The sequence below is a fragment of the Caulobacter sp. KR2-114 genome, assembly GCF_049446115.1.
Taxonomy (GTDB): domain Bacteria; phylum Pseudomonadota; class Alphaproteobacteria; order Caulobacterales; family Caulobacteraceae; genus Acaudatibacter.
Genome location: NZ_JBMSEC010000009.1, coordinates 74,178 through 99,906, shown reverse-complemented (window position 1 = coordinate 99,906; position 25,729 = coordinate 74,178). Strand labels below are relative to the sequence as shown.

Genomic DNA, 25,729 nt, shown 5'->3' with positions numbered 1-25,729 from the left:
CTTGGCTTCCTTCAGCTGGCGGCCATCTGGTTGAACTGCTGCACCATGAAGTCGAGGTGCTTGGAGCGGGCGGCCAGGTTGGTGGCGATCGGCTCGTTCGGGCTGGTGACCAGGGCCGCGGTCTCCGGCGAGAGGGTCAGCAGTTCCTTGCGGATCAGCGGCGGGACGTTGACCTTGGAGGCCAGCAGGTTCTGCGCCTCGGCGGTGCACATGAAGTCGATGAAGGCCTCGGCCTCGGCGGTCTTCTTCGAGGCGCTGGGCTGGCACCAGCAGCCGTAGTCGATCAGCGCGCCTTCCTTGGGGAACACCGCCTGGACCGACACCCCGCTGTCGGCCATGGTCTTGGCCACGTCGCGGAAATAGGTGCCGCCCTTGACCTCGCCGTTCTCCAGCGCGGTCTGCATGGTGCCCTCGGAGTCCCACCACAGCTTGGTGTTGGGCTTCAGCTCGGCCATCTTGGCGACCACCTTGCGGATGCCATCCTCGGTCTCGAGGATCTGCGTACCGCCGAAATAGGTTCCGGCGGTGATCTCGAACATGCCGCTGCCGCCGCCGCCGGACAGGCCCCAGGCGTCCTTGAAGCCGGGCTGCCACAGCGCCGTCCAGCTGTCCGGCACGGGGTGGACCAGCTTGGGGTTCATCACCATCACCAGGAACCAGCCCACCGCGCCGATGCCGTCGACGCCGTTCGGGCCGCGGGCGATGTACTGGTCGGGCAGGTTGCCGGCGTTGGGGACCGTCTTGAGGTCGCGGATCTTCCAGACGTTCGCCTGACGCCCGCGCAGCACATCCTCCGAGGCGGCGATGCAGACGTCCATCGGCGGCATGCCCGCCTTGTTGGCCTCGATCAGTTGCAGCAGGAACTGCACCCCGGCGGGCTGGGCCTGCGAGACGACCTTGATGCCGGTCTTCTGTTCGAACAGCGGATAGATGTGCGCGGACATCGCCCGCTCGAAGTTGCCGCCGTAGGCGGAGACGCGCAGGGTGCGTCCGCCGCCCGCCCCGCCCCCGGCCGGCGAGCAGGCCGCCAGCAGCCCCGAGGCGCCGGCGCCCAGGATCAGTCCACGACGGCTCCAGCGCGGATCGCGGGCTGGAAGGGGCTTGTCCCGGCCGTCGTCTGGACCTTGCATGCATGAACTCCGGTGCTGCTGCCTGGACACTCGGCGCGCGCCACGCGGCGCGGCCAAGCCCCGGCGACGAGGCGCCCGCAAGGCGTCGGCGTTTGCCCTCACGATGGGCGCCCCGCCGATGGCCCGCGACTACGTTCTGGGCAATTCGTATTACTGGGCGGGCGCGGCCGCGCCGTCGGCCGATGAGCGTTGCGAAGTTCCTCCCCGGCCTGCCGGCCAGAGTGTTCGCAGGCCCCCACCACCCTCGGGCTGACGCCCGACGGTCCCCCTCCCCCGCTCCGCTTCGCTGCGCGGGTGAGGAGAGGCGGCCTCGACACTGCGCTCCGCCCCCGTGAAACGGGGGAGGGGGACCATTCGGCCGAAGGACGAATGGTGGAGGGGGCCCAGGGAGGAGCCGGCGCCTTAACCTAGCAGAGGCGCAACCCGCTCGGCGCGAAAAAGTCGGCGGGCCGGGCGCGGTGGAGCCGGCCCGCCGAGATCAAGGCTTGTGAGGCGGGGATTAGGCCTCGGCCTTTTCCGGGGCCGCTTCAGGCGCGGGTTCCTGGAACTCGTTCACCGCCTTGCGCTTGAACGGGTTCTCCTTGTGGATCGGGAAGTCGATCTTGATCTCGCCGCGCACGATCTTGCGGCGCAGGTGCTTGGCGCCGTTGACGCTGAAGCCGGCCAGATGGTCGCCGGCGACGATGCGGTTGTACTTCGGCGGATTGTCCTCGCTGACGAACGCCGGCAGCGGCTCGATCACCGTGTGGTAGTCGACGGCAAAGAACAGCGGCATGGAGAAGCGTTCCTTGCCGGTGTTGACCACGCGGTGCTGGGTGGCCTTGAAGCGGCCGTTGCTCCAGCCCTCCAGCAGATCGCCGATGTTGACGATGAAGGTGCCCTCGATCGGCGGCGCGGCCACCCACTCGTCGGCGGCGTTCATCACCTGCAGGCCGGGCGCCAGCTGGTTGAGGATGGTGAAGCACTCGAAGTCGGAATGGGCCCCGATGCCGAGGTTCTTGTTGTCCATCGGCAGGTCGTTCTCGGGATAGTGCAGCAGACGCAGCTGCGAGGGCGCCTTGGTGGTCAGCCTGTCGAAGAAGTCCGGCTCCAGGCCCAGCCGTTGCGCGAAGGCGTGGAACAGCTGGCGGCCCACCTCGGTGACCGCGTCGTAGTACTCCATGACCTGTTCGCGGAACTGCGGGATCCAGTCCGGCCACTGGTTGGGCACCAGCATCAGGTTGCCGGCAAGGAAGTCGGGGTCGTCGTCCGGCAGCTCCAGCGCCACGTCGAAGGCGGCGTGCAGGCGAGGATGGGTCAGGTAGTCGTGATCGGGATTGGGCTCGACCAGGCGGTACAACTCGGGATCGCCGTCGTCGTCGTCCTTGGACACCGGCACCCAGCCGCGGGTGCCGGGCGAGTGACGCATGTGCACCCGCTCCTTCTGTTCCACCGGCGAATAGTGGAACCGGCGCGAGAGCTCATAGGTGCGCTGGATCAGCGCCTCCGGGACGCCGTGGTTCTTGATGTAGAAGAAGCCCACTTCCTCGCAGGCCTTGCCGATCTCCGCCACCGTCGCGTCGATGGCGGCCTGGTCATCGCCGCGCAGGGCGGAGATGTCGATCACCGGGATCGCCGAGAACGCCATCAGCTTGGCGCCCATCTCCGCCGTTGGGCCGGTTTCGGAAGGAGCCGGGCTCTCGGTGGCGGCGCTCATGCTGTCTCTCCAACTGCAAGCCAGCGGAGGAAAAGCCCGCGCGGGCGCCCGCGAAAGGGGGTGGGCGAAAATGCCCGCCGGACACCTCGAAAATCATACGTTTTGTCTGGAACGTAGCCAGCGCCTGCCCGGCGCATGGGCGCCGCCAGACCAATTGTGGCAAGCGGTCAGCCCTGCCCGAGCGCGGCGACCAGCGGGCCGAGGTGGCGGCGGTAGCGCTCCGCCGCGCCCACAGAGCGCGTGTGGACGGGCGCGCGCGCCTGCGAGGCGCTGGCGGTCATCACCGGGGCGTCTCCGGCGGCGGCATCCAGGCATTGCGGCTCTATCGCCAGGCCGAGCCGGGGCATCAGCCCGGCCAGGGTCGCGGCCGGGTCCGCGGCGAGGTCCTCGTAGGCCACCTCGATCAGCCGCGCGCCCAGCGCCGCGCGCCAGTGCTGCATCAGCGCGTCGTAGGCCCTGTGGTAGGCGCCCAGTTCGGCCAGGTCGTAGGACCAGGGATAGGCCTCGGCGAACAGGGTCTTGTAGATCGCCACGCAGGCGTCGAGCGGGCGGCGGGTGATGTGCACGATCGCCGCCTGCGGCAGCGCCCGGGCGATCAGGCCGGCGTACAGCATGTTGATCGGCAGCTTGTCGGTGAAGCGGGGCCGTTCGTCGCGGAGCGGGGCCACGCCGGCGAGGTAGTCGGCGCCGATGGCCGAGGGATCGGCCAGGGCGCTCGCGGCGATCAGGGCGGCCTTGCCGGCGGGCGGCTGAGGCGCCGCACGCCGGGCGCCGGCGACCACCGCGGCGCCGAAGGTCTGCAGCTCGCCCAGCGGCTGCACCTGGCTGTGGCGGCCGAGCATCGTCTCCAGCAGGGTCGAGCCGGTGCGCGGCAGGCCCAGGATGAAGATCGGCCCCTGCCCCGAGGCCCCCGTCCCGACCTCGCGGCCCGGCGCGCACCAGGCGGCGTCGAAGGTCCGCGCGATCAGCGCCAATGTCTCCACGTCCTCGCGCACGTCATAGCGCATGTGGCTGCGCCGCAGGCGCGCGCCGCGGTCGAAGGCGGCGAAGGCGCCGTCGTGGTCGCCGAGGTCCTCCAGCTCCTTGCCGAGCGCGAACTCCAGCTGCACCCGCCCGGGCGGCGGGATGCGCCCCGAATGGAGCAGCCGGGTCAGCTCGGCCACGTGGTTGGCCTGCGGCGTCTGGCGACGCAGCTCCGAGCGGTTGCGCCAGGCCTCCCAGGCGTCGGGCGCCGCGGCGATCACCCGGTCGTAGGCGTCTTCCGCCTCGGCGGCGCGGCCGAGGAAGCGGGCCGTGGTCGCCAGGTTGAACAGCACCCCCGGCTGGCCAGGCGCCAGGGCGGCGGCGCGGGTGAAGGCGGCGTGCGCCTCGCCGGGGCGCTGGGCCAGCGTCAGGGCGTTGCCCGCGAGATCGAGCGAGGCGGCGTCCAGCGCCGGATCGGCCAGGGCCGAGACGGCGGCCGTCGCGGTCTCGGCGAACCGGCCCAGCAGCGCCTGCGCATAGGCCACGCGGGCCGCCACGCGCGGATCGCCGCGCGCCCCGGGCGGCAGGCGCGCGACCAGCGCCAGGGCCTCGGCCGGACGGCGTGCGCGCAGCAGCCCCTGGCACTGGGCCAGCGCCTCGGCCACCGGATCGCTGGACGCCGCCCGGACCGGGCCGCCGCTAGAGGTCATCAGTACTTGTAGCCAAAGCGCAGCCCCACGGTGAGCGGCCGCGACAGACGGTTGTCGATCGCCCGCACATCGTAGGAGGCGACGTTGTTGGACGATAGCACACCGCGCTCGTTGGTGATGTTGTTGGCGAACAGCGAGACACGCATCGGGCCTTTGCTGACGCCGATCGAGGCATTGAGGATGGCGAAGCCCGGCAGGTTGGTGTTGATCGACGGGGTCAGCGAGGTGGTCATGCCGCTGCGATAGCTGACGTCGCCGTGCAGGGTCAGGGTCAGGCCGTTCAGGACCGGATGCTCGTAGTCGGCGCCGAAGCTCAAGGTGTTGGCCGGCGTGCCGGGCAGGCGCGTGCCGGCCGCGCCGTAGCTGACCCCGCCGACGACGATGGCGTCCAGCAGCTCGGCCTTGTTGTAGCTGTAGGTCGCGCTGAGCACGATGTCGTCGGTGACCTGGGCCTTGGCCTCCAGGTCGACGCCGCGGGAGCGCGCCCGGTCGCCGTTGACCACCGCCGGGAAGGCGCCCACCGGGGTGGAGACGTTGACCTGCGGGTCGTGCCACTCGATCCAGTAGAAGGCCCCCGAGAACTGGAACCGCCCGCCCAGGCGGCCCTTCAGGCCGACCTCGTAGTTGTCGACGGTGTCGGGCTTGAAGAACAGGAATTCCGGGCTGGCCCCGAGGATGCCCTGGGTGGGCACGCCGTTGGCGCCGCCGCGCCGCTCGCCCTGCGAATAGGTGGCGAAAGCCAGCAGGCTGTCGGTGATCTGGTACGAGGTGTTGGCCTTGAACAGGGCCTTGGTGACGATCTCGCGGCTGCCGCCGCCGGACAGGCCCAACGGGTTCACCCCGTCGTTGGAGCAGAACACGCCGCAGATCGGCAGCTCGATGGTGGAATTCAGGTCCAGGTCCTGGCGGTACACCCGCACCCCGCCGGTGACCTGCCACTTCGGCGTCACGTGGTAGGTGGCCTCGCCGAAGAAGGCCAGGTCCTCGAAGTGGATGTGCCGGTCGTACTGGTAGGCGAGGTCCGTGCCGGTGGGGACGCCCAGCGCCGCCGAGTAGTCGGCGAAGCCCGGGATCACGTCATCCTGCAGCAGGTGGTTGGTCTGGTTCATGTAGAAGGCGCCCACCGACCAGTTCAGCCGGCCGGACGACTTGGAGACCAGCCGCACCTCCTCGATGGCCGCATGGTCGGTGTAGTGCCGGTGGCTGGCCAGCATCAGCCGCGGATAGCCCTCGTACAGGAAGCCCAGGCTGGCCTGGTAGAAGCCGGAACTGTCCGAGGTCGCCTGGCTGGTGTTCTGGTACCAGGAGGTCACCGAGGTCAGGGTGGCGAAACCCAGGTCGTAGGACGCCTCCACCGAGGCCAGGTCGACGTCGCGGTTGTAGGGCGTCAGCAGGAACTGGCCGCTCTCGTACTGCCGGAAGGTCGAGGGGAAGGCGGCGTCGAAGCCGTCGTTCTGGAAGCCGGGCGACGAATTCGGGTCGCCGGTCGACGAATAGGCGGTCGGCGCCGGGCCGCCGGGATAGCTGTCGACGTCGTCGCCGTCGGCGTGCTCGTGCTGGTGCTGATAGGTGAACAGCACCGAGAATTTGTCGTGCTCGTACTTGAGCATGGGCCGGACGTACCAGACGCTGGCGTCGTCGATGTCCTTCTTCGAGGTGGAGACCGGCAGGCTGTGGATCGGGTCCGCGGGGTTGGCGAGCACCGGCGCGCCGTTGGCGTCCAGCTGGAAGAGGTGCGGGGCGTTGATGAAGCCGTTGTCGAATTCGTAGCCGGCGGCGAGGCGGAAGGCGGTGTCGGCGTTCAGCGGCGCATTGATCACGCCGTCGAGGCTGTAGTTTGGTCCGGACGCATGCTTGGTGTCGCTGACCTCACCGCTGAGCTCGGCCGAGAACTTCGACGGATCGGGCTGGTTGAACAGCACCCGCACGGTGCCCGCGATCGAGGCGACGCCATACAGCGTGCCCTGCGGTCCGCGCAGCACCTCCACGCGCTGCACGTCGGCCAGCTTGAGGTTCACGAACGACGGCGTCTCGTCCACGTAGACCGACACCGGCGCCACGGTGGGCAGCGGCTGGTCGCCGCTGTTGGACACGTCGTCCAGGTTCAGGCCGTGCAGCACGAAGTTGTTGGTGGCGCCGCCCGAGCGGATCGAGCCGCCGTTGTAGACCAGGCCCGGCACCGTTCGCGACAGGTCGCGGAAGTCCTTCACCCCCGCCTTTTCCAGGTCATTGCCGGTGACGGCCGAGATGCTGATCGGCGTCGAAAGCGCGGTCTGCTGGCGGCGCGCGGCGGTGACCACCACCTCAGACAGCGTCCCGGCCGCGGCCACCGTCGAGGACTCCGTCGACGAGGCCGCGTCGGCCGCCGCGTCCGCCGCCCGGGCCGGGTGGGCCATGGCCAGGTCCACGGCCGCGAGCAGGGCCAGGGTGCTGATGGCGCCGAACCGGCGATGCGCGCGCGAAGTCATGACGTCTCGATCCTTCGACAGGAGGCGAAATGAGGAGAGCTTTCCCGGCGCGCCTTGCCGCGGACGAGGCCTCTGGCGGGCCGCTGACCACGAAGAACGAGTGTTACGAACTGGACAATACGTAATAAGTCCTCCTGCGCTGGCCGAAGGAAATTCGCCAACTGGCGACGAAAACGCGGCCGCTCATGAGATTTGGGCAAACCAGGACCGCCGGCGCCTTTCGCTTGCGCATCGCGCCGGGAGGCAGGGCCGGCTTTGGCGCAGGGCCGGGCTGTGGCATCGTCCCCCGCCGGCGCCGCGCCGGAGGTGAAGGAGCGCGCGTTGGCCGTGCCGGAGGACGACAGCGGGGACGTCGAGCGTGACGTGGGCGCCCAGTTCGCGCGGCTGAGCCTGAGCCTGCCGTCGGGCCTGCTGGAACAGCTCGACGCCATGACCCTCGAGCGCGGCCATCCCAGCCGCTCGCAGACGGTCGCCGAGCTGGTGCGCCACGAGCTGGCCGAGCACGACCGTCGCCGGGCGGACCCGTTGCTGGCCGGCACAATCACCCTGATCTATCGCGCCGAGAGCGGCCGGGTGCGCCACGCCCTGGCCCAGACCCAGCTCACCTATCTGAAGGAGGTGATCTCCTCGCAGCACGTCTTCCTGGAGGACGACCGCTCGCTGGAGGTGCTGCTTGTGCAAGGCCCCGCCGACCGGCTGCAGCAGCTGTGCGACGACCTGCGCAGGGTGCGCGGCGTGCTGCAGATCAAGCTGGTCACGACCAGCGCCCTGCTGCCGCCGCTGCACGACCATGGGGCGGAGGACGGCGCACCGGCCCCGCCGGGTCTCTAGCCGACGGCGGCGTAGGCCGCCGCGATCAAGGCCGCGCCGCGCGGATCGCCGCGCAACTGTTCGCCCATCCGGTTCATCACATAGCTCATCGCCAGGCCACGGTCGGGATCGGCGAAGGCGAACGACCCGCCCCAGCCCGAGTGGCCAAAGGTGCGCGGCCCCGGGCCGTAGAGGCCGTCGTCGTTGACCAGGAAGCCGGCGCCCCAGCGGGCGAAGAGGTTCAGCACCAGATCGACGCCGGCGGTGCGCGGCGCGGTGGCCTGGGTCAGCACCTCAGGCCCGACCAGCGGCGCATCCGGCGCCAGCAGCAGGCCGTAGACCCCGGCCAGGGACCGGGCATGGGCGAAGCCGTTGGCCGACGGCAGCTCGGCGGCGCGCCAGGCGGCGGTGTTCGGCAGGCGTGGGTCGAGCGGCGGATTGGCCAGGGCCGCGACCTGCGCCGCGGTCATGGCGCCGATGGAGGAAGAGGCCATGGCCGGCGGGGCGACGATCTCGGCGGCCAGGTCGTCGAGCGACGGGTCGAGGCCGATCGACAGGTCCAGCCCGTGTGGCCCGGCGATCTCATCAGCCACGAACTGGCGGATCGTGCGCCCCTCGATGCGCCGGAACAGCGCCGCCGACAGGATGCCGATGCTGATGGCATGGTAGCCGGAGCCGGTCCCGAGGGGCCAGATCGGCGCCTGGGCGGCCAGCCGCTCCGCCGCCGCCTCGCCGGCATAGAGGTCGTCCACGGTGGCCGGGCTGCTGAAACCGCACAGCCCGGCCTGGTGCGAGAGCAGGTCGCCGAGGGTGACCTTGCTCTTGCCCTCGGCGGCGAACGCCGGCCACCAGCGGGCCACGGGATCGTCGTAGCCGGCCAGCCCGCGCTGTACGAGCATGGCGAAGCAGGCCGCGTTCACCCCCTTGGTGCTGGACCAGACGTTGACCCGGGTGTCACGGGTCCAGGGCCGGGTCCGCGCGCCGTCGCGCCAGCCGCCCCACAGGTCGATGACCACCTCCCCGCCCAGCCTGAGGCAAACGGCGGCGCCGACCTCGTCCCGGGCGGCCAGGTTCTCGGCGAAGGCCGCGCGGACGGCGCTGAAGGCCGGGGCGCAATGGCCGTGGACCTCGATGACGGTGGCGCTCAAGGCTCTCTGCTCCCGGTCAGTAGCGGTAGGACAGCTCCACGCCGAAGGTGCGTGGGGCGTTGTAGTTGCGGTTGACGATGCCCAACGAGGCCAGGTCCGTGCCCTGCACCTCGTAGCGGGTGTCGGCCAGGTTCTTGCCCCACAGGGCCAGCTCCCACTTCGCCGAGGGCGAAGAGACGGCCACGCGGGCGTTGAACAGCCAGTAGTCGCCGGCGGCGATCAGCGGATCGTTGCCGGCGTCCTTGAACACGGCGCCGGAATAGTGCGCCTCGCCCTGGACCGCCGCATGCAGGCGCCCGCCAAGGATCGGCCACTCGTAGCGGGCCGAGCCGGAGAAGCTGACGCTGGGCGCGTTCGGCAGTCGGTTGCCGGCCGGGACCACCCCGGCGGCCGTGGTGAAGGACGACAGCCGCGTGTGCAGCAGGCCGAGTCCGCCGCTCAGCGTCAGGCCCTGGATCGGCCGCCAGCTGGCGTCGATGTCCGCGCCATAGGCGGTGGCGCTGTCGACGTTGCCCACCTTCTGCACCGACAGGCCGGTCGCCGGATCGACATAGCGCACGAAGGTCTGGGGATCGCCGTAGTCGTAGTAGAAGACCGAGGCGTTGAAGGTCAGGTTGCGGATCACCTGGGTCTTGGCCCCGACCTCGTAGGCGCGCAGCGACTCCGGCCTGTACGGCAGCAACTGGCCCTCGTTGTTGGTGAAGCCGCTGAAGAAGCCGCCGCTCTTCACCCCGCGCGAGGCGGAGACGTAGAGCAGCACGTCCGGCTGCAGCCGGTAGTTCAGGCCCAGCTTCCAGGTGACGTTGTGGTCGTGGATCCTGGCGTCGAGGAAGGTGTCGTTGATGCCGAACAGCGGCGAGGGCGTGTCGAAGGTGGTGCCGCCGACATAGTGCCGATCCTCGCCAGTGTAGCGCAGCCCGGTGACCAGATCGAGGTTGTGGCGCACATGCCAGGTGGCGTTGCCATAGACCGCGGCCGAACGGGTGATCTGGTCGTAGGTGGTCTTGCCTGCGCCGCTCGCGGCGCCCACCAGCAGCAGCGGCCACTGTTCCGTGAGGTTGGTGTTGTCGCCCAGCACGTGGTCCCACGAGAAGAAGGCGCCGCCGATCAGGTCGACGAGGGGGGTGTCCTTGGCCAGCCGGAATTCCTGGGTCGCCTGGCGGACGGCCTCGTCCTCGATGAAGTCGAACTCGTGCAGCGGCGTGGCGTCCACGTCGATGTGGTAGAGGCGCGAGAAGTTGATGTAGCCGGTGATCGAGGTCAGCTGCACCCCGGCGAGGGTGTAGTTGATGGTCGAGGTCACGCCGTACTGGTCGATGTTGTAGGGGAAGGTCCCCGCCCAGTCGCCGTGGAACGGGTCGGCGTGGGTGTTCTGGTAGCCGTAGGCGTCGGCGCACTGGCTGTTGTCGAGCCGGCCGGCCAGCACCGGGGCGCAGGGCGCGAACGGCATGCCGGGGGTGAAGGTCCCGTAGCTCTGCGGCACGCCCATCTGCGAGCGCGAGCGCTCTCCCTCGAGCTTGAGGTTGATCGACAGGTCAGGCGTCGGCTGCAGCGCCAGCTGCAGGCGGCCCAGCCAGACGTCACGCGAGCCGATGTCGCGCGCGCCAGGCGATCCGTCGGCCAGCAGGTCGCTGTGCCAATAGCCCTCGCCCTGCTGGATGGTCTTGCCGCTGGCGCGCAGCTGCGCCCGGTCGGAGAGCGGGAGGTTGACCATGCCCTCGGCCTCGAAGGCCTGGTAGTTGCCGTACCCCAGTTTGGCGAAGGCCTCGACGTCCTTGGCCGGCCGGGCGGAGATGATGTTGATCGCCCCGGCGGTGGTGTTGCGGCCGTAGAGGGTGCCCTGCGGGCCCTTCAGCGTCTCGATCCGCGCCAGGTCGAGGAAGTCGCCGCTCATCAGGCCGGGCGAACTCAGCGGTATCTCGTCGATGTAGATGCCGGCCGCCGGACTGCTGGTGGTGGAAAAGTCGTCAAGGCCGATGCCGCGGATGGTCACGGTCGGCAGGGCGCCGGGCACGGTCTCCTTGATGTCCACGTTCGGCGCGAACGACGACAGGTCGTTGAGGTCGGCGACCCGGGAGGTGCGCAGCTTCTCCGCCGAGAGGGCCGTGATGGTGGCGCCGACATTCTGCGCCCGCTCCTCGCGCTTGAAGGCGGTGACCACCACCTCGCCGATGGCCTGATCCGTCCCGGCCGGCGGCGCCTCGGCCGCGACGGCCGCATCCGCGGCGAACGCCAGCACCGAAACCCCTGCCGCCAGGACCAGGCGCATGCGCCCACCGCCCGCGGGCCGAGCCCGCCTGGATGCCGTACCGGACATGTTTCCCCCTGTCGTTCTTGATTGCAGCTTTTGCTGACAGTTGCGTATGTATCTCGGCGTCATACTCAAGTGTCAATGGGATTGTTCCTGGGGTATGACGTGACCGGCCATCACTCGGCATGCTGTGGTGGGGCCGCGGGACGAGGTGCGGATGCGATCACTGGCAGGCGCGGCCAAGGCGGCGCGGCATGCGGCGGTGCTGGACGAGGCGGCGATCGAGTTCAATCGCGCGGGCGTCGCCGGGGCGAGCCTGGCGAACATCGCCGAGCGGGTCGGGATCAGCCGCGCCGGGCTCTACAACTACTGCGCTGACCGCGAGGATCTGGTGCAGCAGGCGTATCTGCGCGCCTGCGCCCTGACCGACGCCGACTTGCGCCGCGCCGGCCTGTCGGCCGCCACCGGCCTGGACCGGGTGGTCAGCTTCCTGCGCCTGGCGCTGGACCTCGACCACGCGCCGATGGCGGTGCTGAGCGAGATCGCCTTCCTCTCGCCAGACCGGAGGGCGCCGGTGCTGGCGGCGCGGGCGCGCAACATCGCCGGCCTTGGCGCCTTGATCGGCGCCGGGATCGAGGATGGCTCGATCCGCCCGTGCGACGTGGACCTGGCCTGCCAGTCGATCCTCGGCATCCTGTCGTGGACGCCGCTGTCGCGCGGCTGGTCCGAGAACCCGGACGAGCTGTTCGCAATCCGCATGGCGGCCGCGATCCCGACCCTCGTGGCGGACGGGGTCGCCGCGCCGGGCGCGCCCCTGCCGCAAGCGACCGCCTCGCTCGCCCAGGCCGTCCCGCCGTCGGCCGCGCCGACCGAACTCGACCAGAAGCTGGAAGCCCTGGGTCGGGAAGGGTCACGGCTCTTCAACCAGCGGGGCATCGACGGCGTCTCGCTGGACGACGTGGCCGCCGCGGTCGGGGCGACCAAGGGCTTCGTCTACCACCACTTCGACAACAAGCTGGCGTTCGTGGCCTTCTGCTACGCCCGCGCCTTCGATCTCTATGACCGCCTGATGGCCGCCGCCGGGGCCTGCGCCACGGGGCTGGAAGCGGCGATGACCGCGGTGGAGCTGAACGTCCAGGCCCAGATCGAGGGTCTTCACCCCATCTCGCTCTCCACCGGCTTCGAGATGTTCACTGACGACCAGCGCAAGGCGTTCACCGCGCGCACCAGCCGCCTGGCGGACCGGTCGGTCGCCATCGGCCGGCGAGGCATCAAGGACGGCACCCTGCGCGCCTACGACCTGGAGGCCGTGTCCATGGCCTCCGCAGGCACGTTCAGCTACCTCTCCAAGTGGCTGCCGCCCGGCGACAACCGGCCCGCTCAGGCGATCGGCCGCGAGATCGCGCGGTTCTTCACCCTGGGCCTGCGGAACAGGTCGGACTGAACCCGGTTCCGCGTTCGCGAGAAGCGGGTCGGCTCAGCCCCTGCGCCCCAGCCGGAAGGGCACCGTGCGGCGCTCGTGCCGGGGGACGTGCAGGCCCTGGTCGACCGGGGGGAAGGCGCGCTGGGCGCAGTCGTCGCGCTCGCAGATGCGGCAGCTGACCCCGATCGGCGTGGCCGGCCCCTTCAGGTCGACGCCCTCGGAATAGACCAGCTCGTGGGCGTGGCTGATCTCGCAGCCGAAGCCGAGCACATAGCGGCGGTCGGGAGTCAGGTAGGATTCCGAACTCTTCACCACGTTGCGGGCGATGCACAGATAGCGCGCGCCGTCGGGCATCTCGGCCAGCTGCACCAGGAAGCGGTCCGGCGCGCCCACCGCCTCGTGCACGTTCCACATCGGGCAGGCGCCGCCGAAGCGGGCGAACTGGAAGCGCGTGGCGCTGTGGCGCTTGGTGATGTTGCCGGCGTAGTCCAGCCGCACGAAGTACAGGGGCACGCCACGGTCGCCCGGACGCTGCAGGGTGCTGAGCCGGTGGCAGACCTGCTCAAGGCTGGCGCCGAACATCAGCGCCAGCTGCTCCACGTCGTGACGCCGCGCCCGCGCCGCCTGGGCGAAGCGGCGATAGGGCATCAAGAGGGCGCCGGCGGCGTAGTTGCCCAAGCCGACGCGACAGACGTCCACCGCCTCGGGGCTGCGGAACCGGGCGCGCGCCAGCTCCCCCTCGATCAGGTCGCCGAGGGTGGTGGCAGCGATGTGGAAGGCCATCTGGAAGGCGCGGGTGGTCGCCGGCTGGGCGGCGTTGAGGGTCAGTTCGTGGGCGACGGGATCGTAGCGCCGCATCAGGTCGCCGGCGGTGGCGCGCCGCACGGTCAGGCCCAGCCGCTCGCGCAGGTGCATCTCCAGCAGCACCTCGGCCGGCGCGTCCGGCTCCAGCCCGATCTCCCGCGACAGGTCTTCGGCCGCCCGGTCCAGGCCGTCCAGATAGTTGTCCTTGTAGTGGAAGAAGTCGCGCACCTCCTCGTAGGGCAGCAGCGAGCTGGCGGCCGTAGTCTCGTCCAGGGCCACCGCTTCCTCGGTGACGCGCAGCCGTTCGCGCAGATGCTGGTTGGCGCGCTGCAGGTCGAGGAACCGGTGCGCCAGCGTCGGGGCGAACTGGGCCACCTGGCGCAGCTCGCTGAGCGGCACGGGATCGGCCCCGCGGCCGGCGTCGGCCACCGCCTCGCGCAGGTCGGAGACCAGCAGCTGGGTGGTGTCGGCGTCGAAGGTCTCGGCCGGCGCCTCGAACACCTCGGTCAGGGCCAGCATCACCCGCTGGGTGACCGGCCGCTTGTTGGCCTCGATCTGCGACAGGTAGCTGACGGAAATGCCCAGCCGCGCCGCGCAGGCCTCGAGCTTCCAGCGGCGCTCTTCCCTCAGCGCGCGGACCGTCGGGCCGACGAACAGCTTGTAGTCCATTTTACAATTTCACAAACGGGGGCTGACGCGGTGTGAAGGCTTCGCACGTTCTCGTTTGAAAATCACGCAAATTCAAAGCTGAATGCGCCCGCGCCGCCGGGGGGCCGGTTTGCACAGAGTCTGCTCAACTTCACTAGTGCGCCCAGCTCCACGATGTCCCCAGGCCCCTGCCCCACGGGCCACAGCCGGAAGACCCATCCCATGACCGACGACAACATCCGTCACCTGCCGCGCCTTCGCATCGGCGAGGCCATGAAGCTGTTCGACATGACCGCGCGGGCGATCCGCTACTACGAGGAGCGCGGCCTGATCGAGGCGCGGCGCGACCGCATGAACAGCCGCTTCTACGACCAGACCGCCCGTCGCCGGCTGGGCTGGATCCGCCAGCTGCGCGGCGCCGGCCTGGGCCTGCGCGACATCCAGGACGTGATCGAGGCCGATGAGGACCGCGGCGCCGGCAATGCCGTCGCCCTGGAGCGCCTGGCCGCTCGCCGCGCCTCCATCGAGGCCGAACTGGCCGGCGTCGACGAAGCCATCGGCCGCCTGACCGCGCCCCCGCCCAAGACCCTGCTGCGCAAGTAGCGTTTCAGCGCGCGGATGGGCCGGCGCGCCGCGTCGCTCATCCGCCGCCTGAGATCTCTGCGAGGCGCTTGCGCAGGTCCGCGTTCTCGGCCTCCAGCGCCTTCAGCCGGCTCATGGTCGGAACCAGCGCTTCGGCGATCTGTCCCTGGGTGAAACGCGGCGTGATGTGCTGCGGACAGTTCCAGTCGAAGGCGTGCAAGGTCAGGCGGATGGCCCGCTCGGGCCTCGCCTTGTACCCCTCCAGCGCCAGCCGCGCCGCAAGCTCGGGATCCTCGTCCAGGCCGACCGTCTCGACATGCCCGAGCAGCTTCAGCCGCGCCTGGTTGGGATAGTCCACCAGGATCAGCGCCGCACGGTCGTCCGCCGCCAGGTTGCCGACGCTGATGTACTGCCGGTTGCCGCGGAAATCGGGAAAGGCGAGAGTCCGCTCGTCCAGCACCTTGATGAAGCCGGGCGGGCCGCCGCGGTGCTGCACATAGGGCCAGCCGCTCTCGGACACCGTGGCCATGTAGAAGCTGTCGCGCTCGGCGATGAACTCGGCTTCGCGCGGCGTGAAACGGTCGAAGCTGCGATCACCGGCAAAGCGTTCCCACATCTGCGCGACCCCGTTGGCCGCCTGGGCGGCCTTCACCGAAGGCGTCGAAAGGGTGTCGAGAAATCCGTAGCTCATGACGCGTCCCGCCCTGCCCACGGCCAAACCGGCCGGGCGCGATACATGCACCCACGCCCGCAGAATGGTAATAGCGCTTTCCAGCAGTTCATTGCTTCAGAATTGGCAACAATCATGGACCAGCTCGACGCCATGCGCGTGTTCGTCGCGGTCGCCGAAGCCGGGGGCTTCGCGGCCGCCAGCCGGCGCCTGCGATTGTCCTCGGCCGCGACCAGCCGCGCCGTCGCGCAGCTGGAGGACCGCCTGGGCCTGATGCTGCTGGCGCGCACCACTCGCAGCGTGCGCCTGACCGAGCGCGGCGCGGTCTATCTGGAGACCTGCCGGCGGGTGCTCGCCGACCTGGACGACGGCGAGCGGCTGACCCGCGGCGAGGACGCCGATCCGCGCGGCGTTCTGACGGTCTCGGCGCCCGTGCTGTTCGGCCGGCTGCACGTGCTGCCCGTCGTAGAGGCGATGATGCGACGCCACCCGCGGCTGGACGTGCGGCTGATGCTGTCGGACCGGCAGGTAAGCCTGGTCGAGGAAGGCGTCGACGTGGCCCTGCGCATCGGCGAACTGGCCGACAGCGCCCTGGTGGCGCGCAGGGTCAGCGCCGTGCAGCGGGTTCTGGTCGCCTCGCCGGACTATCTCGCGGCGCGCGGCGCCCCGGCGACGCCGGCGGACCTGGAAGGGCACGACATCGTCGCCTTCGAGGGCGTGGACGCCACCCTGGACTGGCGCTTCGGCGGCGAGGGGCGCCAGAGCGTGCGGCCCCGCCCACGGCTCTCGGTGAACAGCGCCGACGCTGCGGTCGCCGCGGTCGAGCGCGGCCTCGGCATCACCCGCGCGCTGTCCTACCAGGTGCTGGACGGTCTCGCGGCGGGCCGCCTGGCCCTGGTGCTACAGGCCTTCGCCCCCGCCCCGATCCCGGTCAGCCTGGTGCATCCGCCTACCCGGCTCGCCTCGCCCAACGTCGGCGCCTTCATGACGGCCGCCTCTCAGGCGATCGCGCGCCTGCCGCTGCTGCCGAACTGACGCGGCGGCGCCGAACCGGGCGGATTCGGTGTTTTGTTGTGGCGGATAGATGGCGGGATTGCGGCTGAACCCCCGGTTGGTGGTATAGCCGGCGCGAACAGTGCTGTGTGGCGATTAATGATCAAGCTCGGACCTTATACAAAGGTGGAGGCCCAGGTGGCCGTGGCCCGGATCCGGGCGTCGATCGGCGACGAGGCGGCCGCCACGGTGTGCATCCGCGTGGACGAGGACAGCCTGTCGGAGAACGACCGACTGCTGCTGCGCGCCTCCCGCGGGGCCACGGACAAGGCCAACCCGCCACCGCCCGGCGAGGTCGATGACGCCCTGGCCTTTCTCAGCTGGTTCCAGCTCGGCGAGCAGCTGAAGGTTTTCCATATCGAAGTGGCGGGCGCCGACGCGGCCCTTGCCGACCGCATCCACCGCGAACTTCAGGATTGAATACAGCCAGGACGCGCACACTCGCCCGGCGATCGGGATTTCAATTGAGAGGGAGCCGCGCCCGGCGAATACACGGCGCGACTCGGCAAATTATGCAACTGTGTTGCAGATCCAGACTTCGTGGCGCCGTCGCGCCAGGTCGATCCAGTCCCCGAGCCTCTTCGGACGAACAGAATCTGGGCGAGACGCCGTATCGGATTTCTCCGCAACGGCAACCGGCGCCAGCGAAAGCCGTCGATACAAGCATTCACCGGCGAGCTTGAAGACAAGGCGTTCCCTCGCCACGGGCGACCGTTAACCAAGCCTTCAGGCCAGGACACACATCCTCTGGTCGAACCGTGGCGGGAGAGGGACCCGCCGCCTGTGTTCCGGAGGGGCCTACGATGTTCAACCGCAAGCCGGGCAAGGCCGCGTCTGCGCAGAGCGCGCAGCGCGAGATGGTGGCCAAGCTGGCCGCGCTGATGCGCTCCCAGGCGGTGATCGAGTTCCAGCTGGACGGCACGATCATCACCGCCAACGACAACTTCCTGAACGCGGTGGGGTATGCCGCCTCGGAAGTGATCGGCCGCCACCACAGCATGTTCATGGACCCCGCAGAGGCGCAAAGCCCCGAGTACAGGGCCTTCTGGCGCCGGCTCAACGAAGGCGAGTTCATCGCCTCCAAGTTCCGCCGCCTGGGCAAGGGCGGGCGCGAGGTCTGGATCCAGGCCTCGTACAATCCGGTGCTGGATGAGGCCGGGCGTCCCTACAAGGTGATCAAGTTCGCCGCCGACATCACCCAGTCGGTGCGCGAGGAGTACGAGCGGGCCCGGGCGGAGGGCGAGCGCGCCGCTGAGGAGCAGAACGCCGTGGTCTGCGCCCTGGCCGAGAGCCTGCGCCGTCTGTCGCAGGGCGACCTGACGGCGAGGGTCGACGGCCATTTCGAGGGGAACTACGCCCGCATCCGCGACGATCTGAACCAGGCGGTCGAGGCGGTGCGCGCCGCGATGAGCGCCATCGCCGGCTCGACCGGCTCGCTGCGCAGCGGCTGCGACGAGATATCCCAGGCGTCGGACGACCTTTCGCGCCGCACGGAACAGCAGGCCGCCGCCCTCGAGGAGACCGCCGCGGCCCTGGACGAGATCACCGCCACGGTCCGCCGCAGCGCCGACGGCGCCAAGCAGGCCTCCGGCGTCGCCAGCGCCGCCAGAGCCGACGCCGAAAGGTCCGGCCAGGTGGTGCGCCAGGCGGTGGAAGCCATGGGGGCCATCGAACAGAGCTCGCAGCAGATCAGCCAGATCATCGGGGTGATCGACGAGATCGCCTTCCAGACCAATCTGCTGGCGCTGAACGCGGGGGTGGAAGCCGCCCGCGCCGGCGAGGCGGGCCGCGGCTTCGCCGTGGTGGCCTCCGAAGTGCGGGCCCTGGCCCAGCGCTCGGCCGAAGCCGCCAAGGAGATCAAGGCGCTGATCTCGGCTTCGACCGCCCAGGTCGGCGCCGGCGTGAAGCTGGTCGGCGAGACCGGCCAGAGCCTGTCGACCATCGTCACCCAGGTCGCGCAGATCGACGGCCTGATCGCCGAGATCGCCCTGTCCTCCCAGGAGCAGGCCACCGGCCTGAATCAGGTGAACAGCGCGGTGAACCAGATGGATCAGGTGACCCAGCAGAACGCGGCCATGGTCGAGGAGGCCACCGCCGCCGCCGCCAGCCTGCGCGCCGAGGCCGTGCAGCTGGCCGACCACGTCGCCCGCTTCCAGCTGGGCGAGACGGCCGGCCGCACGGAGCGACGCCAGGCGGCCTGAGGCCGGCCGAAACCTGACCGGTCGGCCAGCCGTTCCCCTGCAGAACCGCCGCATCTTGCGGCGCAGGAGGAAACGACATGCCTGACCAAGGCCCCTGGCAAGACCGTCGTCCGGAATGGGACCGCATGGGCTGGGAGGACCGCGACCGCGGCCCGCGCGGCCGCCACGCCCAGGAGCGCTACGCCCAGGAGCGCTACGCCCCCGACAGCGACGCCTACCGCCGCGACGACCGCTTCGACGGCGCCCGCGCCGACGAGGCGCGCAGCTTTGGCGACCGCGGACCGGCCGGCCCCTACGACGAGCGCCGCTTCGGCGAAGGCGCGGTGAACCGCGAATACCGCACCCTCGGCGGCTATCCCTACGACGACCGCGGGCCCTACCAGGGCTCCGCCGAGCCGTCCGCCGCCTCGCGTTACGCCGAGCGCATGGATGCCTATCGCCGGGCCTATGGCGCGAGGCCATCGAGCATCGGCGCGACCTATGGCGGCGGACGCGGCGACTATGACTCCGGCCGGCCTGCGCCCGATCCGCGCGAAGGCCGCGGCGAGGACGACGGTCGCAGCTTCTGGGCCATGGCCGGCGACGAGGTGGCCTCCTGGTTCGGCGACCGCGGGGCCGAGCGCCGCCGCACGGCGGACGCGCGACACGCCGGGCGCGGCCCCAAGAGCTACAAGCGCACCGACGGGCGCATCCACGAGGACGTCAACGACAGGCTCACCGAAGACCCCTATCTCGACGCCACGGACATCGACGTGCTGGTGAAGGACGGCGAGGTCACGCTGAACGGCTTCATCCTCGACCGCGGCGACAAGCGGCGGGCCGAGGATCTGGCCGAACGGGTGTCGGGCGTGCAGCACGTGCAGAATAATCTTCGCGTGCGCCCGGCCGGTTTCGCCGGGGCGCAGGACACCGCGCGAAGCGCCTCGGGCGAGCCGGTCTCGACCCGCGTCAGCCGCATCAGCGACAGCGACGCCTGAGCCGCAAGGGCTTGGTTCCATGCGGTTTGTCGCCGCCGGATGACTTTTCTCCCCCCGGCCGAGAGCGCCACGGCGGGGGGATTTTTCGTGCGATCCCGAACATTTCCAGGCGGATGCGAAGCGTACGCATTGGCGCAATCCGATTCCTCTAAGCCGGCGCCTCGTCGCTCGCGGCACTTGACGCGGCGGCTTGTGATCGCAATCACCAGCCCGGAACGCCTTCAAAAGACGACTGAAGTCGCGGGGCTCTCCGGCGGATCGGCCTTGGCCGGTTCACCAAAACTGTGAGCCTGAAGGGGGCTGAATGTCGAAGGCCGCGCCGTTCCTGCTGTCAGCCTGCCTGGCGATCGCCCTGGCAGGGTGCGGGAACAAGTCCAAGCCGGCGCCGCCCCCGCCCGTGGTCACCGTGGCGACGCCGCTGCAACAGACCCTGGTGGACTGGGACGACTACACCGGCCAGTTCATCGCCGTGGACAGCGTCGACATCCGCCCGCGGGTGACCGGCTACCTGCAGTCTGTGGCCTTCAAGGACGGCGACTATGTCCGCAAGGGCCAGGTGCTGTTCGTCATCGACCCGCGGCCCTACCAGGCGGTCCTGGACCAGGCCAAGGGCGCCGAGGCGCACGCGCAGGCGGCCCTGACCAACGCCAGGACCGAGGCGGCCCGGGGCGCGACCCTGCTGGCCGCCAAGGCCATCTCGCAGCAGGCCTACGACACCCTGGTCGCCACCGAGCGGCAGGCCACCGCCGACATGCTGTCGGCCCAGGCCAACGTGCACGCCGCGGCCCTCAACGTCGGCTTCACCCGGGTGACGGCCCCGCTCAGCGGCAAGATCTCCGACCGGCGCGTGGCGCCCGGCAACCTGGTCACCGCCGACACCACCGTGCTGACAAACATCGTCAACCTCGACCCGATCCGCTTCGAGTTCACCGGCTCCGAGGCCCTGTTCCTGAAGTACCAGCGCGGCCAGGGCGGCGGCCTGCACACGGCGGCGACGCCGGTGCAGATCAAGCTGCAGGACGAGCCGACCTATCGCTGGAACGGCAAGCTGGACTTCGTCGACAACGCCATCCAGCCCGGTTCCGGCGCCATCCGCGGCCGCGCCGTGATCTCGAACCCGCAGCACTTCCTGACGCCCGGCATGTTCGGCCACATGCGCCTGATGGGCTCGCAGCCCTACCAGGCCCTGCTGGTGCCTGACGCCGCCCTGACGACCGACCTGTCGCGCCAGGTGGCCTACGTTGTCGGGCCGGACCGCGTGGTGGCCGAGCGCGTGGTGGTGGAGGGCCCGCTGTACAACGGCCTGCGCGTGATCCGATCCGGACTGCAGCCCGGCGACCGGGTAATCGTCGACGGCATCCAGCGCGCCAAGCCCGGCCAGAAGGTCTCTCTCCGCAACGGCCGCATCGCGGTCGAACCGATCCCGCCGGCCGGTCCCGGCGCAGGCTTCATAGCGCCCCTGCCGTCGTCGGCGACGCCACCCGACCAGATCACGGCGCCCTGATGCGGCTGTCCCACTTCTTCATCGACCGGCCGGTGTTCGCGGCCGTGGTCGCGATCCTGATCACCCTGGTCGGCGCCATCGCCTACCCCGCCTTGCCGGTCGCCCAGTATCCCGAGATCGCCCCGCCGACCGTCTCGGTGAGCGCGGCCTACCCGGGCGCCTCCGCCGAGGTGCTGGCCGACACCGTCGCCGACCCGATCGAGGAGCAGATCAACGGCGTCGAGAACATGCTCTACATGTCCTCGCAGTCGACCGCCGACGGCCACGTCAACATCACCGTCACCTTCAAGCTCGGCACCGATCCGAACGCCGCCCAGGTGCTGGTGGAAAACCGCGTGGCGACGGCGACTCCGCACCTGCCGCCGGAAGTGGTCGCTTCCGGCGTCACGGTGCGCAAGAGCTCGCCGGACTTCCTGCTGGCGATCCACACCTATTCACCCGACGGCTCGCTGGACCAGAGCTACATCGCCAACTACGTCGGCCTGCACATCAAGGACGAGATCCTGCGCGTTCCGGGCGTCGGGGATGTCGGCTCGCGGGCTGCGCGCGACTATGCAATGCGCATCTGGATCGATCCTGACCGCGCCGCCGCCCGCGGCCTGACGGTGGACGACATCACCGGCGCACTGAAGAGCCACAACGTGCAGGTCGCTGCCGGCGCCATCGGCCAGCCGCCACAGGGGCTGGGTTCCAGCGCCCTGCAGTACAACATCGAGGCCCTGGGGCGACTTTCGACGCCTGGGCAATTCGCCGACATCATCATCAAGACGGACGCCCACGGCCAGCCGACCCGGATCGGCGATGTGGCGCGCGTGGAGCTGGGCGCGGCCGACTACACCACCAACGCCTACCTCAACGTCCAGCCGGCGGTGGCCATGGGCGTGCTGCAGCAGCCCGGCTCCAACGCCGTCGAGACCGCCGAGGCCATCAAGTCCACCATGGAGCGGCTGAAGAAGAACTTCCCGCCCGGCCTCGACTACAAGATCATCTACAACCCCACCGAATTCGTCAGCGCCTCCATCGACGAGGTCGAAAAGACCCTGTTCGAGGCCATGATCCTGGTGGTGCTGGTGGTCATGGTGTTCCTGCAGAGCTGGCGCGCCGCGATCATCCCGATCGTCGCCATCCCCGTCTCGCTGGTCGGCACCTTCGCGGTGATGGCCGCGGCCGGCTTCTCCTTGAACAACCTCAGCCTGTTCGGCCTCGTCCTGGCCATCGGCATCGTCGTCGACGACGCCATCGTCGTGGTCGAGAACGTGGAGCGACACCTGCGCCAGGGCATGTCTCCGCGGGAGGCCGCGCATCTGACCATGGACGAGGTCGGCGGCGCCCTGCTGGCCATCGCCCTGGTCCTGGCCGCCGTGTTCGTGCCCACGGCCTTCATCAGCGGCATTTCCGGCCAGTTCTACAAGCAGTTCGCCCTGACCATCGCCACCGCGACCCTGATTTCGCTGGTGGTCTCGCTGACGCTGTCGCCGGCGCTGGCCGCCCTGCTGATGCGCGCTCACGACGTCGAGGCGCACAGGATCACCTGGCGGCGGCACCCGATCCAGCGTTTCGGCCAGTTGTTCAACCACGGCTTCGACAAGCTCAGCGACCGATACTCGCGCGTCACCCACAAGCTGGTGCACATGATCGCGATCATGCTGGTGATCTATGTCGGCCTGATCGCCCTGACGGGGTGGCGCCTCGCAGCGACGCCGCGGGGATTCATCCCGCCGCAGGACCAGGGCAACCTGCTGATATCCGCCTCCCTGCCGCCGGGCGCTGCGCTGCAGCGGACGGACGCCATCATGCGCGAGATCGGCAAGCGGGTGCTGGTTGCGCCCGGCGTGAAGGCCGCATCGATCTACGCCGGGGTGGACGCCACCAGCAACTCGACGGCCTCCAACGGCGGCCAGATCTACCTGATCCTTCAGTCGTTCGAGTATCGGGCCCAGCATCATCTGACACAGCAGGGCATCATCGATGACCTGAAGCACCGGCTGTCGACCATCGACGGCGCCGACATCCGCATCATCGCCCCGCCGTCGGTGCGCGGCATCGGCACCACCGGCGGTTTCCGGATGATCATCGAGAACCAGACCGGGGCAACGCCGCAGCAGTTGGAGGCCGTGACCCACGACCTGATCGACGCTGCCAACAAGTCCGATGCGGTGACGGGGGCCTTCACAAGCTTCAACACCAGGACCCCACGGCTCTACGCCGACATCGACCGCACCAAGGCGGAGATGCTGGGGGTCAGCGACAGCTCGGTGTTCAACACCCTGCAGACCTATCTGGGCTCGACCTTCGTCAACGACTTCAACCTGTTCGGCCGCACCTTCCAGGTGCTGGCGCAGGCCGACCAGAACTTCCGCAACGACGAGTCGCGCGTCGGCGAGCTGCGCACCCGCTCGACCACCGGGGCCATGGTGCCGATCGGCTCGGTGCTGAACATCAGCCATATCACCGGCCCCTATCGGGTGCTTCGCTACAACCTCTATCCGTCGGCCGACATCATCGGCGACACCAAGCCCGGCTATTCCACCGGTCAGGCGATGGCGACCATGGAGCAGCTGGCGCGCGAGCGCCTGCCCGCGGGCTACGGCTTCGAATGGACGGACCTCGCCTACCAGCAGCAGCTGGCCGGCAACACGGGCGCCCTGGTCTTCGTCCTGGCCGTGGTGTTCGTGTTCCTGCTTCTCGCGGCGCTGTACGAGAGCGTCACCCTGCCCTTCTCGGTGATCCTGATCGTGCCGATGTGCCTGCTGGCGGCCATGCTGGGCGTGAACCTGCGGGGCATGGACAACAACATCCTGACCCAGATCGGCCTGGTGGTGCTGATCGGCCTGGCCGCCAAGAACGCCATCCTGATCGTCGAGTTCGCCCGCCAGGGCGAGCTGGACCACGGGCTGGAGGCGCACGAGGCCGCCGCCGAGGCGGCGCGCACCCGCCTGCGGCCGATCCTGATGACCTCCGCCGCCTTCATCCTGGGCGTGGCCCCCCTGGCCTTCGCCGTCGGCGCGGGCGCGGAGATGCGCCAGGCGCTGGGCGTGGCGGTGTTCTTCGGCATGATCGGGGTGACCGCCTTCGGCCTCGCCTTCACGCCGGTGTTCTATGTGGTGATGCGCAAGGTCTCCGCCGTCCTGCCCAAGCCCGCCAAGGGCAAGAGCCGTCACGAACAGGCCGCGACGTCGGCGCAGACGCCGCTGCAGGGCCAGTTGCTGCCGCCGGGGCCGGAGGACGTGCCGTGAGGATCGCCGCCCGCCTTTGCGCCATCGCCGCCGGCGCCCTGGCCGTGAGCGCCTGCGCCGTAGGCCCGCGCTACCAGGCCCCCTCCACGCCGGCGACCGCCAGCCAGCCGTTCGTCTCCACCCAGGCCGGCGTGGCCGAGGATCAGCCCCTGCCGGCCAACTGGTGGCGGCTGTACCAGGACCCGGTGCTGGACGGACTGGTGCAGCAGGCCCTGGCGGAAAACCAGGACCTCAAGGTCGCCGCCTCGAACCTGGCCTACGCCCAGGCGCTGGTGGAAGAGGCCAAGGCCGGGCGGTATCCGTCCACCGACCTCTCGGCCGGCGCCAACTACGGCAAGTCCGCCCAGGAGGCGGCCGCCGGCGCGAACGCCCACTGGACCTATTCGGCCGGCTTCACCGCCGCCTACCAGGTCGACCTGTTCGGCAAGATCCGCCGCACCATCGAGGCCGCGCGCGCCAACGCGGAGGCCTCGCGCAGCGCCGAGGACGCCGTGCGGGTGACGGTGGCCGCCGAAACCGCCTCGGCCTACGCCAGCGTCTGCGGCCTGGGCGAACAGCTGAGCGTGGCCCGCCGCTCGGTGGACCTGGTGCAGCAGGCCTACGACATCACCGTGCGCCAGCGCGACGCCGGCGCCCTCTCCGACTTCGACGTGGCGCGCGAGGGCGTGCTGCTGCAGCAGGCCAGGGCCGCCGTCGGCCCGCTGGAGGGTCAGCGCCGCGCCGCGCTGTTCACCCTGGCTGCGCTGGTTGGCAAGACGCCGGCCGAGGCGCCCGTCGCGGCCCAGACCTGCGCCACGCCGCCGAAGCTGGCGCAGGCGCTGCCGGTGGGTGACGGCGCGGCGCTGCTGCAGCGCCGGCCGGACATCCGCGAGGCAGAGCGGACCCTGGCCAGCCAGACCGCCCGCATCGGCGTCGCCACCAGCGAATACTTCCCCAGCGTCTCCCTGGGCGGCTCGGTGTCCAGCGCCGCCGGCGGCGTCGGCCAGCTGTTCAGCGCCGCCACCACCGCCTACACCGGCGGGCCGCTGGTGACCTGGAGCTTTCCGAACGTGACCCTGGCGCACGCCCACGTGGCCGAGGCGAGGGCCCAGGCCGAGGGCGCCCTGGCGAGCTTCGACTCGGTGGTGCTGCAGGCGCTGAAGGAAACCGAGCAGGCCCTGTCGACCTATGCCGCCGAGCTCGACCACCACGCCGCCCTGTCGCTGGCGCGCCAGCACGCCGCCGAGGCGCTGCGCCTGGCGCAGATCCAGTACCAGGCCGGCAGCGCCAGCTTCCTGGACCTGATCACCGCCCAGCAGACCCTGGTGTCGGCCGACCAGCAGCTGGCCGCCTCGGACCAGGCGATCTCCGCCGATCAGGTGGCGGTGTTCCAGGCGCTGGGCGGCGGCTGGGAGCAGGCGCCGCCGGTTTCGCCGCCAAAGCTGCCGGGACGCTGACCGCAGGCGAGCACAGCGG

The 25,729-nt window shown here is 70.1% G+C and carries 18 protein-coding genes; 10 read left to right on the top strand and 8 right to left on the bottom strand.

From position 1 onward, the window contains the following. Positions 1-11: 11 nt before the first annotated feature. The 4 genes from ACO2Q3_RS25245 to ACO2Q3_RS25230 all read right to left on the bottom strand — a co-directional run bounded on the left by ACO2Q3_RS25245 (position 12) and on the right by ACO2Q3_RS25230 (position 6,967). Complete coding sequence (locus ACO2Q3_RS25245) at positions 12-1,130, bottom strand: ABC transporter substrate-binding protein (protein WP_423311779.1); 1,119 nt, start codon at positions 1,128-1,130, stop codon at positions 12-14. 499 nt (positions 1,131-1,629) lie between these two features. Beyond that, complete coding sequence (locus ACO2Q3_RS25240) at positions 1,630-2,826, bottom strand: isopenicillin N synthase family dioxygenase (RefSeq protein ID WP_423311777.1); 1,197 nt, start codon at positions 2,824-2,826, stop codon at positions 1,630-1,632. Positions 2,827-2,993: 167 nt separating this feature from the next. Further along, positions 2,994-4,499, bottom strand: a complete 1,506-nt coding sequence (locus tag ACO2Q3_RS25235) for a sulfotransferase (protein WP_423311775.1) — start codon at positions 4,497-4,499, stop codon at positions 2,994-2,996. Further along, on the bottom strand, positions 4,499-6,967 hold the full coding sequence (locus ACO2Q3_RS25230; protein WP_423311773.1) for a TonB-dependent receptor: 2,469 nt from the start codon (positions 6,965-6,967) through the stop codon (positions 4,499-4,501). Before ACO2Q3_RS25230 ends, ACO2Q3_RS25235 begins: the two co-directional genes overlap by 1 nt. Positions 6,968-7,330: 363 nt before the next feature. Here ACO2Q3_RS25230 and ACO2Q3_RS25225 point away from each other — a divergent pair, with 363 nt between their 5' ends. Further along, positions 7,331-7,798: a CopG family ribbon-helix-helix protein gene (locus ACO2Q3_RS25225; RefSeq protein ID WP_423311961.1), complete on the top strand. Its 468-nt coding sequence runs from the start codon at positions 7,331-7,333 to the stop codon at positions 7,796-7,798. Here the strand turns inward: ACO2Q3_RS25225 and ACO2Q3_RS25220 are convergent. Further along, positions 7,795-8,925 carry a serine hydrolase domain-containing protein gene (locus tag ACO2Q3_RS25220; protein ID WP_423311771.1) on the bottom strand — a complete coding sequence of 377 codons (1,131 nt, stop codon included), beginning with the start codon at positions 8,923-8,925 and terminating at the stop codon, positions 7,795-7,797. The genes ACO2Q3_RS25225 and ACO2Q3_RS25220 overlap by 4 nt on opposite strands. Positions 8,926-8,941: 16 nt before the next feature. Continuing rightward, complete coding sequence (locus ACO2Q3_RS25215) at positions 8,942-11,194, bottom strand: TonB-dependent receptor (RefSeq protein ID WP_423311769.1); 2,253 nt, start codon at positions 11,192-11,194, stop codon at positions 8,942-8,944. A 199-nt stretch (positions 11,195-11,393) separates the two neighbouring features. Between ACO2Q3_RS25215 and ACO2Q3_RS25210 the strand changes: the two genes are divergently transcribed. Beyond that, positions 11,394-12,620 (top strand): TetR/AcrR family transcriptional regulator, encoded by a 1,227-nt coding sequence (locus ACO2Q3_RS25210; RefSeq protein ID WP_423311767.1) that lies wholly within the window; start codon positions 11,394-11,396, stop codon positions 12,618-12,620. 33 nt (positions 12,621-12,653) lie between these two features. Here ACO2Q3_RS25210 and ACO2Q3_RS25205 read toward each other — a convergent pair whose 3' ends face one another. Further along, complete coding sequence (locus ACO2Q3_RS25205) at positions 12,654-14,072, bottom strand: helix-turn-helix domain-containing protein (protein WP_423311765.1); 1,419 nt, start codon at positions 14,070-14,072, stop codon at positions 12,654-12,656. 201 nt (positions 14,073-14,273) lie between these two features. On the opposite strand from ACO2Q3_RS25205, the gene ACO2Q3_RS25200 reads away from it, so the two are divergent. Continuing rightward, positions 14,274-14,654, top strand: coding sequence for a MerR family transcriptional regulator (locus ACO2Q3_RS25200; protein WP_423311763.1), 381 nt, complete (start codon positions 14,274-14,276; stop codon positions 14,652-14,654). 37 nt (positions 14,655-14,691) lie between these two features. Here the strand turns inward: ACO2Q3_RS25200 and ACO2Q3_RS25195 are convergent, their stop codons facing one another. Further along, complete coding sequence (locus ACO2Q3_RS25195) at positions 14,692-15,324, bottom strand: pyridoxamine 5'-phosphate oxidase family protein (protein ID WP_423311761.1); 633 nt, start codon at positions 15,322-15,324, stop codon at positions 14,692-14,694. 114 nt (positions 15,325-15,438) lie between these two features. Here ACO2Q3_RS25195 and ACO2Q3_RS25190 point away from each other — a divergent pair, with 114 nt between their 5' ends. From ACO2Q3_RS25190 to ACO2Q3_RS25160, 7 genes are all read left to right on the top strand, one after another. Then, positions 15,439-16,338, top strand: a complete 900-nt coding sequence (locus tag ACO2Q3_RS25190; RefSeq protein WP_423311759.1) for a LysR family transcriptional regulator — start codon at positions 15,439-15,441, stop codon at positions 16,336-16,338. 156 nt (positions 16,339-16,494) lie between these two features. After that, entirely contained in the window at positions 16,495-16,776 is a 282-nt protein-coding gene (locus ACO2Q3_RS25185; protein WP_423311757.1) for a hypothetical protein, read from the top strand. Positions 16,777-17,159: 383 nt separating this feature from the next. Continuing rightward, positions 17,160-18,557 carry a methyl-accepting chemotaxis protein gene (locus tag ACO2Q3_RS25180; RefSeq protein ID WP_423311755.1) on the top strand — a complete coding sequence of 466 codons (1,398 nt, stop codon included), beginning with the start codon at positions 17,160-17,162 and terminating at the stop codon, positions 18,555-18,557. Positions 18,558-18,634: 77 nt separating this feature from the next. Next, positions 18,635-19,534, top strand: a complete 900-nt coding sequence (locus tag ACO2Q3_RS25175) for a BON domain-containing protein (protein WP_423311753.1) — start codon at positions 18,635-18,637, stop codon at positions 19,532-19,534. Positions 19,535-19,838: 304 nt separating this feature from the next. After that, positions 19,839-21,038 carry an efflux RND transporter periplasmic adaptor subunit gene (locus ACO2Q3_RS25170; RefSeq protein ID WP_423311752.1) on the top strand — a complete coding sequence of 400 codons (1,200 nt, stop codon included), beginning with the start codon at positions 19,839-19,841 and terminating at the stop codon, positions 21,036-21,038. Beyond that, on the top strand, positions 21,038-24,274 hold the full coding sequence (locus ACO2Q3_RS25165; protein WP_423311750.1) for an efflux RND transporter permease subunit: 3,237 nt from the start codon (positions 21,038-21,040) through the stop codon (positions 24,272-24,274). The genes ACO2Q3_RS25170 and ACO2Q3_RS25165 overlap by 1 nt, the downstream gene beginning before the upstream one ends. Next, positions 24,271-25,710, top strand: a complete 1,440-nt coding sequence (locus ACO2Q3_RS25160; RefSeq protein ID WP_423311748.1) for an efflux transporter outer membrane subunit — start codon at positions 24,271-24,273, stop codon at positions 25,708-25,710. Before ACO2Q3_RS25165 ends, ACO2Q3_RS25160 begins: the two co-directional genes overlap by 4 nt. The last annotated feature ends 19 nt before the right edge of the window (positions 25,711-25,729 follow it).

Coding starts and splice junctions, on each gene's coding strand:
- ACO2Q3_RS25245 (WP_423311779.1), bottom strand. CDS start 1,130: ATGCAAGGTCCAGACGACGGCCGGGACAAGCCCCTTCCAGCCCGCGAT.
- ACO2Q3_RS25240 (WP_423311777.1), bottom strand. CDS start 2,826: ATGAGCGCCGCCACCGAGAGCCCGGCTCCTTCCGAAACCGGCCCAACG.
- ACO2Q3_RS25235 (WP_423311775.1), bottom strand. CDS start 4,499: ATGACCTCTAGCGGCGGCCCGGTCCGGGCGGCGTCCAGCGATCCGGTG.
- ACO2Q3_RS25230 (WP_423311773.1), bottom strand. CDS start 6,967: ATGACTTCGCGCGCGCATCGCCGGTTCGGCGCCATCAGCACCCTGGCC.
- ACO2Q3_RS25215 (WP_423311769.1), bottom strand. CDS start 11,194: ATGCGCCTGGTCCTGGCGGCAGGGGTTTCGGTGCTGGCGTTCGCCGCG.
- ACO2Q3_RS25210 (WP_423311767.1), top strand. CDS start 11,394: ATGCGATCACTGGCAGGCGCGGCCAAGGCGGCGCGGCATGCGGCGGTG.
- ACO2Q3_RS25205 (WP_423311765.1), bottom strand. CDS start 14,072: ATGGACTACAAGCTGTTCGTCGGCCCGACGGTCCGCGCGCTGAGGGAA.
- ACO2Q3_RS25200 (WP_423311763.1), top strand. CDS start 14,274: ATGACCGACGACAACATCCGTCACCTGCCGCGCCTTCGCATCGGCGAG.
- ACO2Q3_RS25195 (WP_423311761.1), bottom strand. CDS start 15,324: ATGAGCTACGGATTTCTCGACACCCTTTCGACGCCTTCGGTGAAGGCC.
- ACO2Q3_RS25190 (WP_423311759.1), top strand. CDS start 15,439: ATGGACCAGCTCGACGCCATGCGCGTGTTCGTCGCGGTCGCCGAAGCC.
- ACO2Q3_RS25180 (WP_423311755.1), top strand. CDS start 17,160: ATGTTCAACCGCAAGCCGGGCAAGGCCGCGTCTGCGCAGAGCGCGCAG.
- ACO2Q3_RS25175 (WP_423311753.1), top strand. CDS start 18,635: ATGCCTGACCAAGGCCCCTGGCAAGACCGTCGTCCGGAATGGGACCGC.
- ACO2Q3_RS25170 (WP_423311752.1), top strand. CDS start 19,839: ATGTCGAAGGCCGCGCCGTTCCTGCTGTCAGCCTGCCTGGCGATCGCC.
- ACO2Q3_RS25165 (WP_423311750.1), top strand. CDS start 21,038: ATGCGGCTGTCCCACTTCTTCATCGACCGGCCGGTGTTCGCGGCCGTG.